The sequence below is a fragment of the Ruegeria sp. BK1 genome (assembly GCF_056535645.1).
On record NZ_JBQFIS010000003.1, the window covers coordinates 41,892 to 60,202 of the forward strand.

Sequence of the window (18,311 nt, forward strand, 5' to 3'; positions counted from 1 at the left end):
GCAGCCCCGGCAAGCTACATCGGATAGGTATGCATCCGCACCGACAGATTGCCCATGATCCAGACCGTGCCCACGATGATGATCAACAGGACAAGCGTTGAAAACAGCACGAGGTCCAAATCCTCGCGGCTGCTGCGGCGGCGATCAATATGCAGGAAATACACCAGTTGCACGATCAGTTGGGCCAGGCCCAACAGACCAATCGTCAGGTAGACGCCCGTGGTTTTAATGCCGAACACATAGGCAATGATGAAAACGATCAGCGTCAGCACCAATGAACCGCCGTAACCGACAACATAGCGTCTGCGTTCGCGCCGGTGCATCTCGGTGAGGTTATCCATAGGTCAGCCCTCCGAAGTAGACGATAGTGATGATGCCGATCCAGATCAGGTCGAGAAAGTGCCAGAACAGCGCCAGACGCACAACGCGGGACATCAGCACATCAGTCAGGCCAAAGACGCGCAGCTGTATGCCCAGCACGACCAACCACAGACACCCCGCCGCAACATGCAGCCCGTGTAGCGGGACTAACCCGTAGAATGCCGACAGGAAGCCGCTGCGCTGGGGTACTCCGCCCTTCTCTGCCATGGCCATAAAGTCGCGCAGTTCCAGCACCAGAAAGCTGAGGCCAAGGACCAGCGTTATCCCGAACCACATCACGATGCGGGATCGGGGCAGGTTGTATTTCAGCGCCAGCATTGCCAGCCCGACCGTCAGGCTGCTGGTCAGCAGGATCAGCGTCTGGGCGAAAATACTGGTCAGATCGAACAGCTCATGCGGACCGGGGCCACCGGCCTGCGCGTCGATCATGGTGATGTAGATGGCGAACATCAGGCCGAAATAAACCAGATCGCTCATCAGAAAGACCCAGAACCCGAACGAGACGACCTCACTGGCCTTGTCCGCGCCGGGGTGGCGGCGACCAAGATTCAGGCCCGGATAGCTGTGAGTGGGCGCGCGTTTCATGTCGCCACCTCCAGATCGGGGCGAGCGAGACCGCGGTTTTCCGACGCATATTCGTGATCGCGGTCAACGGGGGTCGCTGCGCGGACCAGATCCAGCCAGGCCTCGTGTTCCTTGCGCACCTGTTCGGCTGAGATAACTTCTTCGGTATCGGTTCTGAACGTCCAGGCGATGAAGGACACGAGCATCAGAACGGTAGTCAGCGCCGCCAGCCACCAGATCCACCAGACAAGTGCGAACATCCACACCCCGCTGAGCACGCAGAGGATGAAACCGATGCTTGTGTTGCGCGGCAGCAGGATATCCTCGTAGGCATCCGGCGTTGGATAGGCCGCGCCGCGCTCTTTCGCTTCGGCAAAGTCGTCACGGTCTGTCACCTGCGGGATAACGGCGAAATTATAGGGCGGCGGCGGGGCCGGGATGGACCATTCCAACGTGCGCGCGTCCCATGGGTCCCCGACAGGAACGCGTGTGGTTTCACGCTGTTTGATACTGACCCACAACTGCGCGACAACCGACAGAAGTGCGGCAAGAATGACCAGCGAGCCCAGTGCAGCCACGATCATATAAGGATGAAAGCTGGGGTCTTCCCAACTGAACGACCGGCGCGGCATCCCCATCAGCCCCACGAAATAAAGCGGCAGGAAGGTCAGCATGAACCCGACCGTCCACAGGACCACCGAGATCCGGCCCCATGTTTCGTTCAGGCGAAATCCGAAGGCCTTGGGGAACCAATAGTTATACCCGGCCAACAGCCCGAACAGCACCCCCGGCAGTAGCACATTGTGGAAATGCGCCACCAAGAACAGAGTATTGTGCACCTGATAGTCGATGGTCGGATTGGCAAGAATGACACCCGACAGCCCTCCGATCACAAAGAGCATCAGGAAGGCCAAACCGTAAAGCATCGGCACCGAAAACCGGATGCGCCCGCGAAACAGCGTTGCCGTCCAGTCATAGACTTTCACACCGGTCGGGATGGCAATCAGCATCGTGGCGATCCCGAAAACCGCATTGATCAGCGCGCTTTGCCCCATGGTGAAAAATGGTGCAGCCAGACGGTAAAGGACAGTATCGCAATCGACATGGTCGCAATAACCAGCGAGTTGTAACCGTAAAGCCGTTTGGCCGAAAAGGTGGCGAAAATCTCGGAATAGATCCCGTAGGCGGGCAGAACCAACAAGTAGACCTCGGGGTGGCCGAACAGCCAGAACAGATTGGCGTAGTTCATCATGTTGCCGCCAAGGTCATTGGTGAAAAAGTGGAAATCCAGATACCGGTCAGCCGCCAACATCAAGGCGGCCACACCCAAAGGCGGCATTGCAAAGATGATCAGGATCGAGCTGCAAATGATCGTCCAGCAATACATCGGCAGCCGCATGAAGGTCATACCCGGCGCCCGCAGCTTGTAGATCGTCACCGCAAAGTTGATTCCTGTCAGGGTGGTGCCGATCCCCGATACGACAATCGCCCAAATCCAGTAATCCGGCCCGACCCCTGGGTTGAACGCGGCGCCGGTATAGGGCGGATAGGCCGTCCACCCTCCGGTCGAGAACGCGCCCACCACCAGCGAAACCATCAACATCATCCCGGCAGAAACCGTCAGGCCCAAGCCGATCTGGTTCATGACCGGAAAGGCAACATCACGCGCGCCGATCATCAGGGGGATCAGAAAGTTCGCGACCCCAAATACAAAGGGCACCGCCACAAAGAACACCATGATCGTGCCATGGGTGCTGAAAAGCTCGGCGAAATGTTCGGCTTCAAGGAACCCGTCCCCAGGCCCCGCAGCCTGCTGGGCGCGCATAACGACGCCTTCCAGCACCCCACGCGCCAGCATGACGATCGCAAAGACGATGTACATGATACCGATTTTCTTGTGATCCGCACTGGTCAGCCAATCACGCCACAAGGGCCCCCACAGGCGGAACCATGTCAGCAGCCCTACAACGGCAACCACCCCGACCAGAACAACGGCGGCGGCGGCATTGGCCACGATCTCATTGGCGTTTGGCGTCTGGATCAGACCTACGATCGGGAACGCATCCCAGCTTAACCGCCCGATCAGCCCTCCTGCTTCCGACGTCATTGCGCACCCTCCTGCCCATAGGTTGCAGTTCCGGGTTGCTGATCTGTCGGTAGCGGTTGCCCACCGTGATATCGGTGCAGGATCGAGTGGAACAAATCCCCCTCCTCAATCGTGAAATACAGCGCGTTGAGCGGCATGAGCGGCGTACCCAACGCGGCCTGTACCTCATCGCGATCGGTGCGCATGGCCAATGTTTGATAGGTCTCATCGGTCAGCGGAATGCCATGGGTGCGGACGCTGTTGACCCAGGCCTCAAAATCGCCCGGTTGCATCGCTTGCGTCACGAATTTCTGCTTGGTGAACCCACGGCCGTTATATTGGGTGTTTTCGCCCTGCATGGTCCGGGGGGTGTCGGCCACCAGATGCAATTTGGTTGTCATGCCGGGCATCGCGTAAATCTGCCCTGCCAGCGCCGGGATCATGAAGGATTGCATGACCGTATCGGTCGTCAAGGTCAGGGCCACCTGCTGGTTCACGGGTATGCCGAACTCTCCCACGCTGGCGATGCCATGATCGGGGTAGATGAACAGCCATTTCCAGTCGAGCCCCACAACCTGCACGTTCAGGGCGGGTTGGTCTCCAAACGGGGCGGCATAGGGATCAAGCCGATGCGTCGCTTTCCACAAGTAGAACGACAGGATGGCCACGATCAGTACCGGCACACCCCACATAGCAAATTCCAGAGGCCCCGAGAAATCCCATTTGGGTCGGTAAGTGGCAGAGGTGTCGGGGCGACGGCGATAGCGGTAGGCGATCAGGGGTACCAGCACCAACACCGGGATCACCGCAATCAGGATCAGAGCCGTTGCGCGCAGCAGATGGGTCTTCTGCACGGCCGCAATCGGCCCCTGCGGGTCCAGAAAACTGTCGCTGGCAAAAACGGATTGCGCGGACACAAGTGCAAGCACAACCAGCACGAGCACCCGCGACCAATTGAAATACCTCACACCCAAAAGCCCTTATACCGATATCTGGGTCAACTATCGGCAGAGTCACACGATTACTCAAGGCTTTTTCGGGTCGGATTTTCGCCCGACCCAAGCGAGCGGTGTCAGCCGCGCCCACGATAGGGCGGCACGCCCTGATCGGGAATCCAGACATGCTCGGGTATGGCCCCCGTCTGCCAGAAAACATCAATCGGAATACCGCCCCTCGGATACCAGTACCCGCCGATCCGCAGCCAGCGCGGGTCAAGAAAATCGACCAGACGGCGCGCGATGGACACGGTGCAATCTTCGTGAAACGCGCCGTGATTGCGGAACGAGCCCAGAAACAGCTTGAGCGACTTCGATTCCACCAACCATTCGCCGGGCACATAGTCGATCATCAGATGTGCAAAATCCGGCTGCCCCGTCATCGGGCACAGCGAGGTGAACTCGGGCGCGGTGAACCGCACGCAATAGTCGATATCGGCCTGCGGGTTTTGCACCCGTTCCAGCTCGGCGGTTTCGGGAGAGGTGGGCAGTTCGGTTTTGCCGCCCAATTGGGTCAGGTCGCTGTAGATGGTTTCCATTGTCTTCTCCTGATGGGGTTTTAGACCCCGCGTTTGTTGCCCCACAATAGGACATGCAGTTGCGGCAACACCCGAGGGGTGAACCAGCCATCTGCGGTGACTTTCTCGACCAGCCATAGCAGCCGATCCGACAGGGTTTGCGGATCGACGGGCTGCGTGGGGTCGACCGTCTCATTACCCGGCTGTAGATACAGTGGCAGCGCCGGATAGCGATCCGCCGCGGCACGGGCCCAAGCGTAGTCACGCTCATCAAAGATCACGATTTTCATCACCGTTTTGGGGCCGTTTCCAGCAGCCGTCAGACAGGCGTCGAACGCGACCCAATCCACCGACTCCCCGCTCGAGGGCGGTTTAGGGCTTAGGACCAGCGTATCCAGATCGCTGAACCACGGCTTTGCGATAGAACCTTGCGTCTCGCAGGCGAACCGATAGCCTTCGACCTTTCCCTTGGCGATCAGAGGGGCAAAATCCTGAATGGCAGGATTGCCACCCGACAGCGACACGGTCAAAGGCCGCCCGCCTGACAGGTCGCGCACTCGGCTCCAAACCGCATCCGTGGTCATCGCCGCCCAGTCATGACGATAGGCAGTATCAACCGCGTGTAGGCTGTCGCACCAGCTGCACCGGTAATCACATCCGCCGGTGCGCACGAATACAGTAGGTTCCCCGATCAGCGCGCCTTCGCCCTGAATCGTGGGGCCGAAAATCTCGGCAATGCGCAGGCGGGTCATGGGCGATACTCGGCCCATGTTTTAGGAGTTTCGCTGACCCGCACGGCAGCGGTTTCCGGCCAACGGGCAGCACACCAGTCATAGAAATGACGCGCCATATTCTCGGCCGTGGTCAGGATGTTCATCACATCGTTCAGATGGCGATGATCAAACGTCTCGTCGATATAGGTCTTGAGCGGCTTCAGCTCGCCATAATCGCGGACAAACCCGTCAGCGTTCAGGTCCTTGGCGGCCAGTTCGACCTCGACCACATAATTATGCCCGTGCATCCGCGCGCATTGGTGATCGTCGGGCAGATGGGTCAGTTGGTGCGAGGCAGAAAAGTGGAATTCCTTGGTGATCCGATACATCAGGCGCTTTCCTTCTGTGTCGTGGCTGCCACCCAGAAATCAGGGTCGTCATAGGTTGTAGGGTCAGGGATACCGGCCAGATGGAAGGCCTCTCGCCGCTCGACACAGGTACCGCAGCGCCCGCAATGGTTGTCTCCGCCTTTGTAGCAGGACCATGTTTGGGCAAAGGGGGTGTTCACACGCGCGCCCTCGGTCACGATATCGGCTTTGCTGCGATGCACGAACGGCGTGAACAGCGAGACGTCGGCATAGCCGTCCAGCGCCAGCTTCTGCATTGCCTCAAAGGCTTCGGTGAAGGCAGGGCGGCAATCGGGATAGATAAAGTGATCCCCGCCATGGACGGCGGTGGCAACAGCATCCGCCCCACATGCGGCCGCAGCACCGAATGCAACGGTCAGCATGATGGCGTTGCGGTTGGGCACCACGGTCACCTTCATGCTGTCTTCGGCATAGTGCCCGTCGGGCACATCCACATCATCGGTCAGGGCCGAACCGGTCAGCACCGCCCCAACTGGGCGCAGGTCGATAATGTCATGGGGCACGTCAAGGCGCTGCGCGCACAGCGCGGCATAGTCCAGCTCTTTGCGGTGGCGCTGGCCATAGTCGAAAGAGATCAGGCCCGCCAATTCGTGATTCTGCGCAACCATATGCGCCAAAGATACCGAATCCAGCCCGCCCGAGCAGATTACGATCGTTTTCATATTTTGAACCCTTGTTTTGATACCCGGGTAGGCTGCGACCGGGATGCGCCCTGTTATACTCTGTCGTGCGCGGTGCCAAGGCCCAAGCGCCTGATTGCCGGATCACAAGACGGACAGATGGATTCAGGAGCGATCGCATTTTTGGATCAGGTGACGTGAGGGAAACACAAAGACTTCAGGTCAAGTCCAAGCCTCATGCTTCACGAAAGTGTCAAGAACACGTGAAGTTTCGCCATTTTATTGCCTGCGACCTCTCGGTTTCATTCACAATCCACCTAAGGTTGCCTAATTTGCAGGCAAAGGCTTTAACCTTTTTTGAAATAATGCCAACGTCTGCCCCAGTGAAAGGCGACTTTCGCAACAACATTCCTGACTGCAAACCGAAACCCAGTGACGCGGTGTTCATTGCGATCTGACAAAGCAAAATCTGAACCTGTTCCGGGCCGCTTTCTGGTCGGGCAATCAAGGTGGCAACGGGCCACCCTGATCGGCTGCGTGCGCCTTGCCTTCAAAAAACGGGAGTTAACAATATGAACAAGTATATTCGGACATCTCTAGCAGGCCTGCTGACCTCGACTATGATCACCGGCGCGGCTTTTGCCGCCGGAACCCACCCAACCACGGGCGAAGCGCTGGCCGATGACCAGACGTTCACCTATCGCATTCTGGACGAGCACAGCTCGGTCGATCCGCAGGTAGTTGAGGATGTTTCGGGCGCCGAGATCGTCCGCGATCTGTTCGAAGGTCTGATGAACCAGGACGAAGACGGTAATCTGGTGCCGGGTGTTGCCACCAGCTTCACCACCAATGATGCCAAGGACGTCTATACCTTCACCCTGCGCGACAATGCCAAGTGGTCCAATGGAGATCCGGTTACAGCTGGCGATTTCGTTTACGCCTGGAAACGTGCCGTTGATCCCGCGCTGTCCTCGCCCTATGCGTGGTACATGGAGCTGATGTCGATCGAGAACGCGTCTGAAATTATCGCAGGCGAAAAGCCGGTTGACGATCTGGCCGTCAAAGCCATCGACGACCACACGCTGGAAGTAAAGCTTAGCGCGCCGCTGTCCTATTTCCCGCAGATGACCACGCATGCGACCACCTTCCCTGCCCCGCAGAAAGTGATTGAGGAGTTCGGCGACGCCTGGACCAAGCCCGGCAACATCGTGTCGAACGGTGCTTATGTTCTGACCGAGCATCTGCCGCAGGAACGCTCGGTTCGCGAGCGCAACGAGATGTACTGGGACAACGACAACACGATTATCGAAAAAGTCGTGGCCTTGGTCATTAACGACGAAAACGTGGCCCTGACCCGCTATCTGGCCGGTGAACTGGACCGCACCGAAGTGCCCGCAGGCCAGTTCCCGCGCCTGCAAAAAGAGCACCCGGAAGAGGCGATCAGCTTCCCGCGTCTGTGCAACTATTATTACACGTTCAACCTGTCCGAAGGTGGTCCGGAAGCGTTCAAAGACCCGAATGTCCGTCAGGCCCTGTCGCTTGCTGTCGATCGTAAGATCATCACCGAGAACATCATGGCAGGCGGTCAGCCGCAGGCATATACTTTCGCACCCGAAGCAACCGCAGGCTTCACCGTTCCGGACGTCGAAATGGCGTCGATGTCGCAAGCCGAACGGGACGAACTGGCCAAAGAACTGCTGGCCGAGGCTGGTTATGGCGCAGACAATCCGCTGAGCTTCGAGATGGTCTACAACACGTCAGAAGCGCACAAGAAAGTTGCCGTGGCGCTGAGCCAGATGTGGAAACAGAAACTGGGCGTGAACGCCGAGCTGGCCAACATGGAATGGAAAGTGTTCCTGGAAGAGCGCGGCAACCAGAACTTCGATCTGGCCCGTGGCGCATGGTGTGGCGACTATAACGAAGCCTCGACCTTCTTGGACCTGTTGCAGTCCGATTCGGGCTATAACGACGGCAAGTACAACAACGCCAAAGTTGATGAACTGCTGGCCTCTGCCAAAACCGCAGACGATGCCGCGCCGCTTTATACCGAGGTCGAGCGTATCATCGCGCAAGAGACCCCCGTCATCCCGATCTATCACTATGCTGGCGTCTATATGATGGACAGCGATGTGGGGAACTGGCCGGTCAATAACGTAGAGCAGAACTGGTACTCCAAAAACCTCTACAAAACAGCCGAGTAATCACCTTTAGATCCCGCTGTGCCCCAAGGACCGCTTTGGGGCACAGCCAATAATTGGGGGCATGAAATGCTTGCCTATATTATCCGGCGGCTATTGGTCGCCGTTCCGACGATCCTTTTGCTGATCGTCGCCAGTTTCTTTCTGATGCACTTCGCGCCCGGTGGGCCCTTTACCTCGGAACGGCCTCTGCCGCCCGCGGTACTGGCCAATATCGAGGCACGCTATGGGCTGGACCAGCCGCTGTGGAAGCAGCTTTGGGACTATCTGTATAACATCGTGGTGCATTTCGATTTCGGGCCATCCTTCAAATTCAAGGATCGCGATGTGAATGATATCATCGCCCAAGGTTTCCCGATCTCACTGACCTATGGGTCCCTGTCGTTCCTGTTTGCCACCACGATTGGTGTGGGGCTGGGGATTGCGGCGGCCATCAAGCACAATAGCTGGATCGACTATTTCGCTGTCGGTCTGGGCATTGCAGCTCAGGCGCTGCCGAACTTCATCATGGGCCCGATCCTGATCCTGACCTTCACCCTTTGGCTGGGTTGGCTGCCGGGCGGTGGCTGGAACGGAGGGCAATGGCCATATCTGATCATGCCCGTTATCGCGCTCGCGACCTCATATATCGGCTCGATCGCGCGGATCACACGATCGTCTATGCTCGAGGTTCTGAACTCGAACTTCATCCGCACCGCGCGGGCCAAAGGACTGCCGACCAGAACCGTGATCTGGCGCCATGCGCTGAAACCGACGCTTTTGCCGGTGGTGTCCTATCTGGGACCGGTCTTCGTCTATGTTCTGACGGGTTCGGTCTTCGTTGACATCTATTTCTCGACCGGCGGTCTGGGGCAAGCCTATGTCGGCTCGGCCCTCTCGCGTGACTATGCGGTGCTCTTGGGGGTCACGATCCTCTATGGCGCGCTGACCGTAATCGTGAACCTTTTGACCGACCTAGCCTATGCCTGGTTCGATCCGAAAATCCGGTACTAAGGGGCGAAACATGCTTGGAAAATCTCAAAAAGCCGCCCATCTGGCCGAAGATATCACCGATTACACGGTCATTCAGGGGCGTTCACTGTGGCAAGACGCACGGATGCGTTTTGTGCGCAACAAGGCCGCGATGGCCAGCGTAATCATTCTGGCGCTGATCGTTCTGTTCACCCTTATCGGGCCCTACTTCGCGGTCTGGAACAATGAAGAGATCGACTGGAACGTTATGGGTGACGTGCAGGGCATGGGTATGCCCTCAGTCGAAACCGGCCATTTCTTTGGCGTCGATGACTTGGGGCGCGATCTGTACAGCCGCGTCATTCAGGCCACCACCACATCGCTGCTGGTCGGTCTGATCGGTGCAGCGACAGCGCTGATCGTTGGCACCTGCTATGGCATCGCCGCCGGCTATATCGGTGGCCGGACCGACAGCGTCATGATGCGCTTTGTCGACATCTTGCTGGCGATCCCGGCAACTCTGGTGATTATTCTGCTGCTTGTCGTGGCGGGTCGATCCTTCTTCATGCTGTTCATCGCCCTTGGCGCGGTTGGTTGGCTGACCATGGCGCGGATCGTACGGGGTCAGACCCTGACCCTGAAGAACCGCGAGTTTATCGAGGCCGCCCGCGCCGCAGGTGTCAGCGAATTTACCATCATGTACCGCCATATCCTGCCCAACTTGCTGGGCGTTGTGATCGTCTATGCCTCGCTTCTGGTGCCCGAAATGATCCTGACCGAGAGCTTTATCTCGTTCCTTGGGCTGGGGATTTCAGAACCGTACACCTCGCTGGGTCGTCTCATCGCGGAAGGGGCGGGAACCATGGGGTATGGCACCCTGTGGCAATTGATGTTCCCGCTGACTTTCTACGTCGCCATCATCATCACGATGTTCTTCATCGGGGATGGTCTGCGTGACGCTCTGGACCCGAAGGATCGCTGATATGAGCCTGTTTTCCGTAAAAGACCTGAAGGTCCAGTTCGACACCCCCGATGGCGCGGTCGAGGCCGTCAAAGGCATCAGCTTCGACATCAACCCCGGCGAATGCCTTGGCATCGTGGGCGAAAGCGGGTCGGGCAAAAGCCAGACCTTCATGGCCGCGATGGGCTTGCTACCACCCGCAGGACGGGCGCTGGGGTCGGCCACTCTGAACGGCACCGAAATCCTGAACCTGCCGATCAACCGCCTGAACAAGATCCGTGGCTCTGACGTGGGCATGATCTTTCAGGACCCGTTGACGGCACTTACCCCGCATCTTCGGATAGGCCAGCAAATGCGCGAGGTTCTGCAGGTGCATGAAGGGTTGCAAGGCGCGAAGGCGCGGGCCCGCTGCCTGGACTGGCTGAACCGCGTCCGTATCTCTGAGGCCGCGCGGCGACTGGACCAGTTCCCCCACGAACTGTCCGGCGGGATGCGCCAACGCGTGATGATCGCCATGTCGATGCTGTGCAATCCCAAGCTGCTGATCGCGGATGAGCCCACCACGGCGCTGGACGTGACCGTTCAGGCCGACATTCTGGACCTGATGGTGCGCCTGCAAAAAGACGAAGGCACCGCCATTGCCCTGATCACCCATGATATGGGCGTAGTCGCCCGTATGTGCGACCGCATTCAAGTCATGCGCATGGGCGAATTTGTCGAAGCCGGAGACACCCGCGAAATCTTCCGCGACCCGCAGCACGACTATACCCGCACCCTCCTCGATGCGATGCCGCGCATTGATGCGGGCGATGCGCCCAAGGCGTTGGAGAAGGTCGAAGAACCGCTGCTCAAGGTCGATGACGTCAAGGTGCATTTCCCGATCAACGTCAAAGGCGGGTTGTTCGGCCGCAAAGTGCCGCTCAAGGCTGTCGATGGCGTCAGCTTTGACATCCGCAAGGGTGAAACTCTGGGTGTTGTGGGCGAATCCGGCTGCGGCAAGTCCACGCTGGCGCGCGCCGTATTACAACTGATCGAACCCAGCGGTGGAAATGTCAGTTGGTTGGGCCATCCCATTGTGGGTCTGAAACGCGCCGAGCTGAACAAGTACCGCAAGGACTTGCAGATCGTCTTTCAAGACCCACTGGCCAGCCTCGATCCGCGCATGACAATCTCGGCCTCAATCGCCGAGCCGCTCAAGACCTATCGCCCCGATCTGACGGACCGCGAGCGCAAGCAGATGGTCAGCGAAATGATGGAGCGTGTGGGCCTGAATGCCAACATGATCAACCGTTATCCGCACGAGTTGTCAGGCGGTCAGAACCAACGGGTCGGCATCGCGCGCGCGATGATCAACAAACCCAAGCTGATCATCTGCGACGAGGCAGTCTCGGCCTTGGACGTGTCCATTCAGGCGCAAATCGTTGAATTGCTGCGCGAGTTGCAGCAGGAGTTCGGTCTGTCGATGATCTTCATCAGCCACGATCTGTCGGTGGTACGCGCCGTGTCGAACCGGATCATGGTGTTGTATCTGGGTCGGATCGTGGAGCTGGGCGATGGCGAGGTAATCTGCTCGGACCCGATCCATCCTTACACCAAGTCGCTGATCTCGGCTGTTCCGATCCCTGACCCGGATGTGGAACGCACCCGTCAGCGGCTGAAGCTGCCAGGAGAGCTGCCCTCACCCATGGACCCCAAAGCCGCGCTGCGCTTTTTGCCCAGCCGGTTGTCTGCCGGTGAGACCGACTATGTTCCAAGCCTCAGCGAAGTTCGTCCTGACCACTTTGTCGCCGAACACGACCCGTTGGATGCCATCATGGCCAATGGGTGATACCCGGCCCGAAGTCAGAATGCTGACTTCGGGCGTATTCAAACCCTGCTTAATTTGCAGGCAAGATTAACTAATAATTCAGCACTAGTTTAACTCAAATAAGTAAGATTGTTTCCAAACCGTTGGAACTCATTCGCCCGGCGCGCACCTTTGACATCGGATCGTTTTGACTTCCTGCCGTCTGAGTGGCACGCTTGTCGGCGATTGGTTATTTGATACGAGTGTTGACGTTGTACATTCCGGCCGCACCGCCTATGAACACGCCGTGGGCACCTGACGGAATTTCCGGCACTATAGATTGAACTTGAGAGGTACTATGGCACGCAAGGTCACCAAAGCAATTTTCCCGGTCGCGGGACTTGGTACCCGCTTTTTGCCTGCGACGAAATCCGTCCCAAAAGAGATCATGACTCTGGTGGATCGCCCGCTGGTTCAATACGCGATCGACGAAGCCCGGGCAGCCGGAATTACGGAATTCATCTTTGTCACGTCACGCGGGAAATCCGCCCTCGAAGACTACTTTGATCACAACCACATCCTCGAACAGGAATTGAAAGCCAAGGGTAAGGATGACCTGCTGGAAGCGCTGAATGCCACCAATATGGAAAGCGGCGCGATTGCCTATATTCGTCAGCACAAAGCACTTGGTCTTGGGCACGCAGTCTGGTGCGCCCGCCGCCTGATCGGGGATGAGCCCTTTGCCGTTATGCTGCCCGACGATGTGATTGCGGGGGACAAACCTTGCCTTCAACAGATGGTCGAAGCCTATGAGGAAACCGGCGGCAATATGGTTGCCGCGATGGAAGTTCCGCAAGAGAAAACAAAATCTTACGGTGTTCTGGATGTCGGTGAAAACATCGGATCGGTTGTGCGCGCGCGCGGCATGGTAGAGAAACCAAAACCCGAAGAAGCCCCGTCGAATCTGGCTGTGATCGGGCGCTATATTCTTGGGCCGTCGGTTCTCTACAACCTCAACCAAAAGAAGAAAGGCAGCGGCGGTGAGATCCAGCTGACTGACGCCATTGCAGAAGATATCGGCAACGGAGTTCCCGTCTTTGGCTACAAGTTTGAAGGCCAGCGGTTCGACTGCGGTTCCAAGTCCGGGTTCCTGCAAGCCACCGTGGCCTTTGCTCTGGCCCGCCCGGATCTGCGCGACGATCTGCGCGAATATCTGCATGACATTGTTGCGACGGATCAGGCGGCCCAGTAATCGGCCACTCTTTCCTTTGATCGCAAGACGCGCAATATAGGCGCGACGCGCTAATAGGCAGATATTGATGACTACGATTTATCCCGTGATTCTTTGCGGTGGGGCGGGGACTCGACTGTGGCCCTTGTCGCGCAAGAGCTATCCCAAGCAATTCGTGCCGCTGATCGGCGCGACAAGCCTGTTGCAGGATTGTGCCGAGCGGATGCGTGGCCCTGCGGATGCCCCTTATGCCAAGCCATTGATTCTGACCAATGATGCTTTTCGCTTTGTGGTGCCCGAACAACTGGCGGAAATCGGCATTGATCCCGGCCCCATTCTGATCGAACCCGAAGGGCGCAACACTGCCCCGGCGGTTCTGGCCGCCGCGCTCTATCTGCACGCCAGCGACCCCAATGCGGTGATGCTGGTCGCCCCGTCCGATCATGTGGTTCCGGACAAACTGGCATTTCATACGGCCGTTGCAGCCGGTGTGGACGCCATCACCACTCGCAGTGATTTGGTCACATTCGGTATTCAGCCCGACCGCCCCGAAACCGGCTATGGCTATTTGAAACTCAGCCATGCACCGACCGGTGAGGGCCAAGCTGTTCCACTGGAACGGTTTGTTGAAAAGCCCGACCTGGCCCGCGCACAATCCATGTTGGAGGATGGCAGCTATCTGTGGAATTCGGGCATCTTCTTGTTTGCGGTCCGCGATATCATCGCAGCCTTTGAAGGCCATGCGGCCCAATTGATGGACCCTGTGCGCGCCGCAGTCTCGAACGCCAAAACGGACCTTGGTTTCTTGCGCCTTGACCCCGAGGCTTGGTCGCAGGTCGAGGATATCTCGATCGACTACGCCGTCATGGAAAAAGCCCCGAACCTGAGCGTCGTGCCCTATGCCGCAGGCTGGTCCGATGTCGGCAGCTGGTCCGCTGTTCACGAGTTGGGAGAACCAGACGCGCAAGGGGTCGCAACTGCAGGCGAGGCGACCGCTATCGACTGTCAGAACGTGCTGATCCGCTCGGAATCCTCGGCGCAGGAAGTAGTCGCGTTGGGGGTACAAGACATGATCGCCATTGCAATGCCAGACGCCGTTCTTGTGGCCAGTATGGATCGGGCGCAGGACGTGAAGAAAGCTGTTGCCGCCCTGAAGGAAAAGGGCGCGAAGCAGGCAGAATCCCTGCCGGTGGATCATCGCCCCTGGGGCTGGTTCGAAAGCCTGGTGATCGGCGACCGCTTTCAGGTCAAACGCATCCACGTGCATCCCGGCGCCGCGCTAAGCTTGCAATCGCATCACCATCGGTCCGAGCACTGGATCGTTGTGGAAGGAACGGCGAAAGTCACGATTGATGACGAGGTGCGTCTGGTCTCGGAAAACCAATCGGTCTACATCCCGCTGGGCGCGGTCCATCGGATGGAGAACCCGGGCAAGGTTCCGATGGTTCTGATCGAGGTGCAGACAGGCTCGTATCTGGGTGAGGACGACATCATCCGATACGAAGACATCTACGCCCGCGACTAACCAACATCTGCTTGCAAACTGGAAGTTACCAGCTGGTTTCGCCGCCGTGCGTGCCGGTCACACGGGATTCATGCGCTTAATCTCATTGTGGCGCGCAGTGAATGCCGGACCGACAACCACAGGAGGGCGCGCCCAATGTCACAGAACTCACCCCGTTTGAACCTGCCATTTATCCAGCCATCGCAGGCGCAAAAGCATGTCACCCACAACGAAGCTCTGCGCCATCTGGATCTGGTCGTGCAACTCAGCCTTATCGCAACCGATGCTGTTACCCCGCCTGCGACGCCCGCGCAGGGTGACATCCACGCTTTGGGTGCCGCGCCCACCGGCGATTGGGCGGGACAGGGCGGGAAGCTGGCTGCATGGCTGGACAATGGCTGGGTGTTTTTTGACCCAAGCTTGGGATGGCGTGCCTGGGATCAGGGTGATGGCATCCTCAAATCGTGGGACGGGTCGAGCTGGATAGCCCCCCCGCCGGTACGCAGAATCTGAACGGCGTAGGCATAGGAACTTCGTATGACGATACCAACAAACTTGCGGTGCGGGCAGCTGCAACACTGCTGAGCCATGATGGCGCTGGTCATCAGATGAAGATCAACAAGGCGGCGGCGGGCGAGACCGCATCGCTGCTGTTCCAGTCGGAATGGACCGGTCATGCCGAGATGGGTTTGACCGGAACCACTGGGTTTACGATCAAAGTATCCCCGGATGGCAGCAACTGGAGCGACGCGTTGGCTTTTGACCCCGCAACCGGCACTGCATCAGGTACTGCGATCCAGCAAAACGCCAGTGACACCACAACCGGCCGTTTGATGCGGGCGGATTACGGTTATGGGCCCGGCAACCTTTTGGGCTCGGTCCAAGAAAACGCAGGCACCCCGACGGGCGCAGTGATCGAACGGGGTTCAAACGTGAATGGCGACTATGTCCGTTTTGCAGATGGCACCCAAATTTGCACAGCCCGGCTAAGCCCGACGGATTGCACCACGGCGACAGGCGCGGGGTTTACCAGCGCCGAAGCCACCTGGACCTTCCCGATGCCCTTTGCAGCGGGTTCTGTCCCAGCACTGTCCGGTGATGGCGGCACCACAATCCGCTTTGCTGCATGGGGCACCCCAAGCGCGGCGCAGGTTGCCTACAAGGTGCAATCGTTCACCTCGGACGCCGCCATGGTCGCCCCCGGCGCTGTCGCCATCGGTCGCTGGTTCTGATCTTAGGACGCCCGGCAATATGTCGGGCGGCTACTTCGCGCGGATTTGCGCCTGAGACTGGTCCAGAAACCACGCATAGGTTTCGCGAATACCGTCATCCAGCCCGACCCGCGCGCGCCATCCCATGTCGGCCAGCCGCGAGACATCCATCAACTTGCGCATCGTCCCGTCCGGCTTGCTGCTATCCTGTGAAATCCGCCCGTCATACCCCACGGTCCGCGCCACCAATGCGGCAAGTTCCGCGATCGAGATATCTTCACCACAGCCCACATTGATATGGCTCAGCATCGGCTGGGTATTGGCCTCGTAAATATCGCGCGGCAGGTCGAGCACGAACAACGAGGCCTCGGCCATATCGTCCACATGCAGGAATTCGCGCCGGGGCTTGCCAGTGCCCCAGATCACCACCTCATCCAGCCCGTCGCGCTTGGCCTCGTGAAAGCGGCGGATTAGGGCGGGCAGCACATGGCTGTTCTCGGGGTGGAAATTGTCACCCGGACCATAAAGGTTCGTCGGCATGACCGAGCGGTAGTCGACCCCATGCTGCCGGTTGTAACTTTCGCACAGCTTGATCCCCGCGATCTTGGCGACTGCATAGGGTTCATTTGTCGGCTCCAACACGCCAGTTAGCAGGGCATCTTCGCGCATGGGTTGCGGAACCGCGCGCGGGTAGATGCAGGAACTGCCCAATTGCAATAGGGTCTGAACCCCTGCAGCAAAAGCCTGATGGATCACATTGCACTCGATCATCAGATTTTCGTAAATGAAATCGGCTGGATAGGCGTTGTTGGCATGAATGCCCCCAACCTTGGCGGCGGCCAGCACCACCACATCGGGGCGTTCGGATTGCATGAAGTCGCGAACTGCCGCCTGATCGGTCAGATCAAGCTCGGCATGGGTGCGGGTGATGAGCTCAAGCGCTTCACCTGCTTTTTTACGGCCTTGCAACCGACGCAGGATCGCGCCACCGACCATGCCGCGATGTCCGGCAACATAGATCTTTCGCATGCCCCGCTCCTCAGCCATTTTCCAGACTGACCGGCAAGTCATACCCGTGCTCTTTCAACAAGGCATGGCGTTTGGCGGTCTTCAAATCCTCACGCACCATTTCGGCGCACATTTCCTGAACGGTCAACTCGGGTTCCCACCCCAGTTTGTTTTTGGCATTTGACGGATCGCCCAACAGAGTTTCCACTTCAGCCGGGCGGAAATATTGCGGGTCGATCCGCATCACAACGTCCCCGGCCTTCAATGCAGGCGCATCCGCGCCTTCGACCGAGACCACAGTGGCAATCTCATCCACGCCGTCGCCCGAAAACGCCAGCGTCACGCCCAGTTCGGCCGCTGACCATTCGATGAACTGACGCACCGAATACTGCACCCCGGTTGCGATCACGAAATCCTCTGGTGTATCCTGCTGCAACATCAGCCACTGCATACGCACATAGTCCTTGGCGTGACCCCAATCCCGCAGGCTGTCGATATTGCCCATATACAGACACTCTTCCAGACCCTGCGCGATATTGGCCAACCCCCGCGTGATCTTGCGGGTGACAAACGTCTCGCCCCGGCGTGGGCTTTCGTGATTGAAGAGGATTCCGTTGCAGGCATACATTCCATAGGCTTCGCGGTAGTTCACCGTGATCCAATAAGAATAAAGCTTGGCCACCGCATAGGGTGAGCGCGGATGGAACGGCGTTGTCTCACGCTGCGGAATTTCCTGAACCAGACCGTAAAGCTCCGAAGTCGAGGCCTGATAGAACCGGGTTTTCTCCTCCAGCCCCAGAAAGCGGATCGCTTCCAACAGGCGCAGGGTTCCGATGGCGTCCACATCGGCAGTGTATTCCGGCGACTCAAAGCTGACCGCCACGTGGGATTGCGCTCCCAGGTTATAAACCTCATCCGGTTGCACCTGCTGGATGATCCGGGTCAGGTTCGACGTGTCGCTCAGATCGCCATAGTGCAGATGAAGGCGTGGATTCGGCACGTGCGGGTCCTGATAGATGTGGTCGATCCGCTGCGTGTTAAATGACGAGGCACGGCGCTTGATACCATGCACCTCATATCCTTTTTCCAGCAAAAACTCGGCCAAGTAAGAGCCATCCTGCCCAGTGATGCCGGTAATTAATGCTGTTTTTGTCAT

General features: G+C 58.2%; 17 protein-coding genes and 1 pseudogene. 8 read left to right on the forward strand and 10 right to left on the reverse strand.

From position 1 onward, the window contains the following. Positions 1-14: 14 nt before the first annotated feature. The 8 genes and pseudogenes from ACR3E7_RS21170 to queC form a co-directional block, all read right to left on the reverse strand. Positions 15-341 (reverse strand): cytochrome o ubiquinol oxidase subunit IV, encoded by a 327-nt coding sequence (locus ACR3E7_RS21170; RefSeq protein WP_237217442.1) that lies wholly within the window; start codon positions 339-341, stop codon positions 15-17. Next, positions 334-966 carry a cytochrome c oxidase subunit 3 gene (locus tag ACR3E7_RS21175; protein ID WP_170789937.1) on the reverse strand — a complete coding sequence of 211 codons (633 nt, stop codon included), beginning with the start codon at positions 964-966 and terminating at the stop codon, positions 334-336. Before ACR3E7_RS21175 ends, ACR3E7_RS21170 begins: the two co-directional genes overlap by 8 nt. Then, positions 963-3,052 (reverse strand): annotated as a pseudogene (locus ACR3E7_RS21180) (cbb3-type cytochrome c oxidase subunit I). Before ACR3E7_RS21180 ends, ACR3E7_RS21175 begins: the two are co-directional and overlap by 4 nt. Beyond that, on the reverse strand, positions 3,049-3,969 hold the full coding sequence (locus ACR3E7_RS21185) for a cytochrome ubiquinol oxidase subunit II (RefSeq protein ID WP_480503713.1): 921 nt from the start codon (positions 3,967-3,969) through the stop codon (positions 3,049-3,051). The pseudogene ACR3E7_RS21180 and the gene ACR3E7_RS21185 overlap by 4 nt, the downstream one beginning before the upstream one ends. 134 nt (positions 3,970-4,103) lie before the next feature. Continuing rightward, positions 4,104-4,565 carry a preQ(1) synthase gene (queF, locus tag ACR3E7_RS21190; protein ID WP_480503712.1) on the reverse strand — a complete coding sequence of 154 codons (462 nt, stop codon included), beginning with the start codon at positions 4,563-4,565 and terminating at the stop codon, positions 4,104-4,106. A 20-nt stretch (positions 4,566-4,585) separates the two neighbouring features. Next, entirely contained in the window at positions 4,586-5,296 is a 711-nt protein-coding gene (gene queE, locus ACR3E7_RS21195; protein ID WP_480503711.1) for a 7-carboxy-7-deazaguanine synthase QueE, read from the reverse strand. Continuing rightward, a complete protein-coding gene (queD, locus tag ACR3E7_RS21200) occupies positions 5,293-5,646 on the reverse strand; it encodes a 6-carboxytetrahydropterin synthase QueD (protein ID WP_170773332.1) in 354 nt (117 codons plus the stop codon). Before queD ends, queE begins: the two co-directional genes overlap by 4 nt. Continuing rightward, the gene (gene queC / locus ACR3E7_RS21205; RefSeq protein WP_480503709.1) at positions 5,646-6,347 is read right to left on the reverse strand and encodes a 7-cyano-7-deazaguanine synthase QueC; all 702 of its coding nucleotides are present in this window, start codon (positions 6,345-6,347) and stop codon (positions 5,646-5,648) included. Before queC ends, queD begins: the two co-directional genes overlap by 1 nt. Before the next feature lie 530 nt (positions 6,348-6,877). On the opposite strand from queC, the gene ACR3E7_RS21210 reads away from it, so the two are divergent. From ACR3E7_RS21210 to ACR3E7_RS21245, 8 genes are all read left to right on the forward strand, one after another. Then, on the forward strand, positions 6,878-8,506 hold the full coding sequence (locus tag ACR3E7_RS21210) for a peptide ABC transporter substrate-binding protein (RefSeq protein WP_170773328.1): 1,629 nt from the start codon (positions 6,878-6,880) through the stop codon (positions 8,504-8,506). A gap of 66 nt (positions 8,507-8,572) precedes the next feature. Beyond that, a complete protein-coding gene (oppB, locus tag ACR3E7_RS21215) occupies positions 8,573-9,496 on the forward strand; it encodes an oligopeptide ABC transporter permease OppB (protein ID WP_170773326.1) in 924 nt (307 codons plus the stop codon). Between the two features lie 10 nt (positions 9,497-9,506). Further along, positions 9,507-10,436 carry an ABC transporter permease subunit gene (locus ACR3E7_RS21220; RefSeq protein ID WP_170773324.1) on the forward strand — a complete coding sequence of 310 codons (930 nt, stop codon included), beginning with the start codon at positions 9,507-9,509 and terminating at the stop codon, positions 10,434-10,436. Position 10,437: 1 nt separating this feature from the next. Then, positions 10,438-12,243 carry an ABC transporter ATP-binding protein gene (locus tag ACR3E7_RS21225; protein WP_480503706.1) on the forward strand — a complete coding sequence of 602 codons (1,806 nt, stop codon included), beginning with the start codon at positions 10,438-10,440 and terminating at the stop codon, positions 12,241-12,243. A gap of 316 nt (positions 12,244-12,559) precedes the next feature. Continuing rightward, positions 12,560-13,453: a UTP--glucose-1-phosphate uridylyltransferase GalU gene (galU, locus tag ACR3E7_RS21230; RefSeq protein ID WP_170773319.1), complete on the forward strand. Its 894-nt coding sequence runs from the start codon at positions 12,560-12,562 to the stop codon at positions 13,451-13,453. Between the two features lie 67 nt (positions 13,454-13,520). Then, entirely contained in the window at positions 13,521-14,957 is a 1,437-nt protein-coding gene (locus ACR3E7_RS21235; protein ID WP_480503704.1) for a mannose-1-phosphate guanylyltransferase/mannose-6-phosphate isomerase, read from the forward strand. A 135-nt stretch (positions 14,958-15,092) separates the two neighbouring features. Continuing rightward, positions 15,093-15,449: a DUF2793 domain-containing protein gene (locus ACR3E7_RS21240; RefSeq protein ID WP_480503703.1), complete on the forward strand. Its 357-nt coding sequence runs from the start codon at positions 15,093-15,095 to the stop codon at positions 15,447-15,449. 95 nt (positions 15,450-15,544) lie between these two features. Beyond that, positions 15,545-16,168, forward strand: a complete 624-nt coding sequence (locus ACR3E7_RS21245) for a hypothetical protein (protein WP_480503701.1) — start codon at positions 15,545-15,547, stop codon at positions 16,166-16,168. A 30-nt stretch (positions 16,169-16,198) separates the two neighbouring features. On the opposite strand, the gene fcl is transcribed toward ACR3E7_RS21245, so the two are convergent. Together fcl and gmd are read right to left on the reverse strand one after the other, a co-directional pair. Beyond that, positions 16,199-17,176 carry a GDP-L-fucose synthase gene (gene fcl, locus ACR3E7_RS21250; RefSeq protein ID WP_480503699.1) on the reverse strand — a complete coding sequence of 326 codons (978 nt, stop codon included), beginning with the start codon at positions 17,174-17,176 and terminating at the stop codon, positions 16,199-16,201. Positions 17,177-17,186: 10 nt separating this feature from the next. Then, on the reverse strand, positions 17,187-18,311 hold the full coding sequence (gene gmd, locus ACR3E7_RS21255; protein WP_170773314.1) for a GDP-mannose 4,6-dehydratase: 1,125 nt from the start codon (positions 18,309-18,311) through the stop codon (positions 17,187-17,189).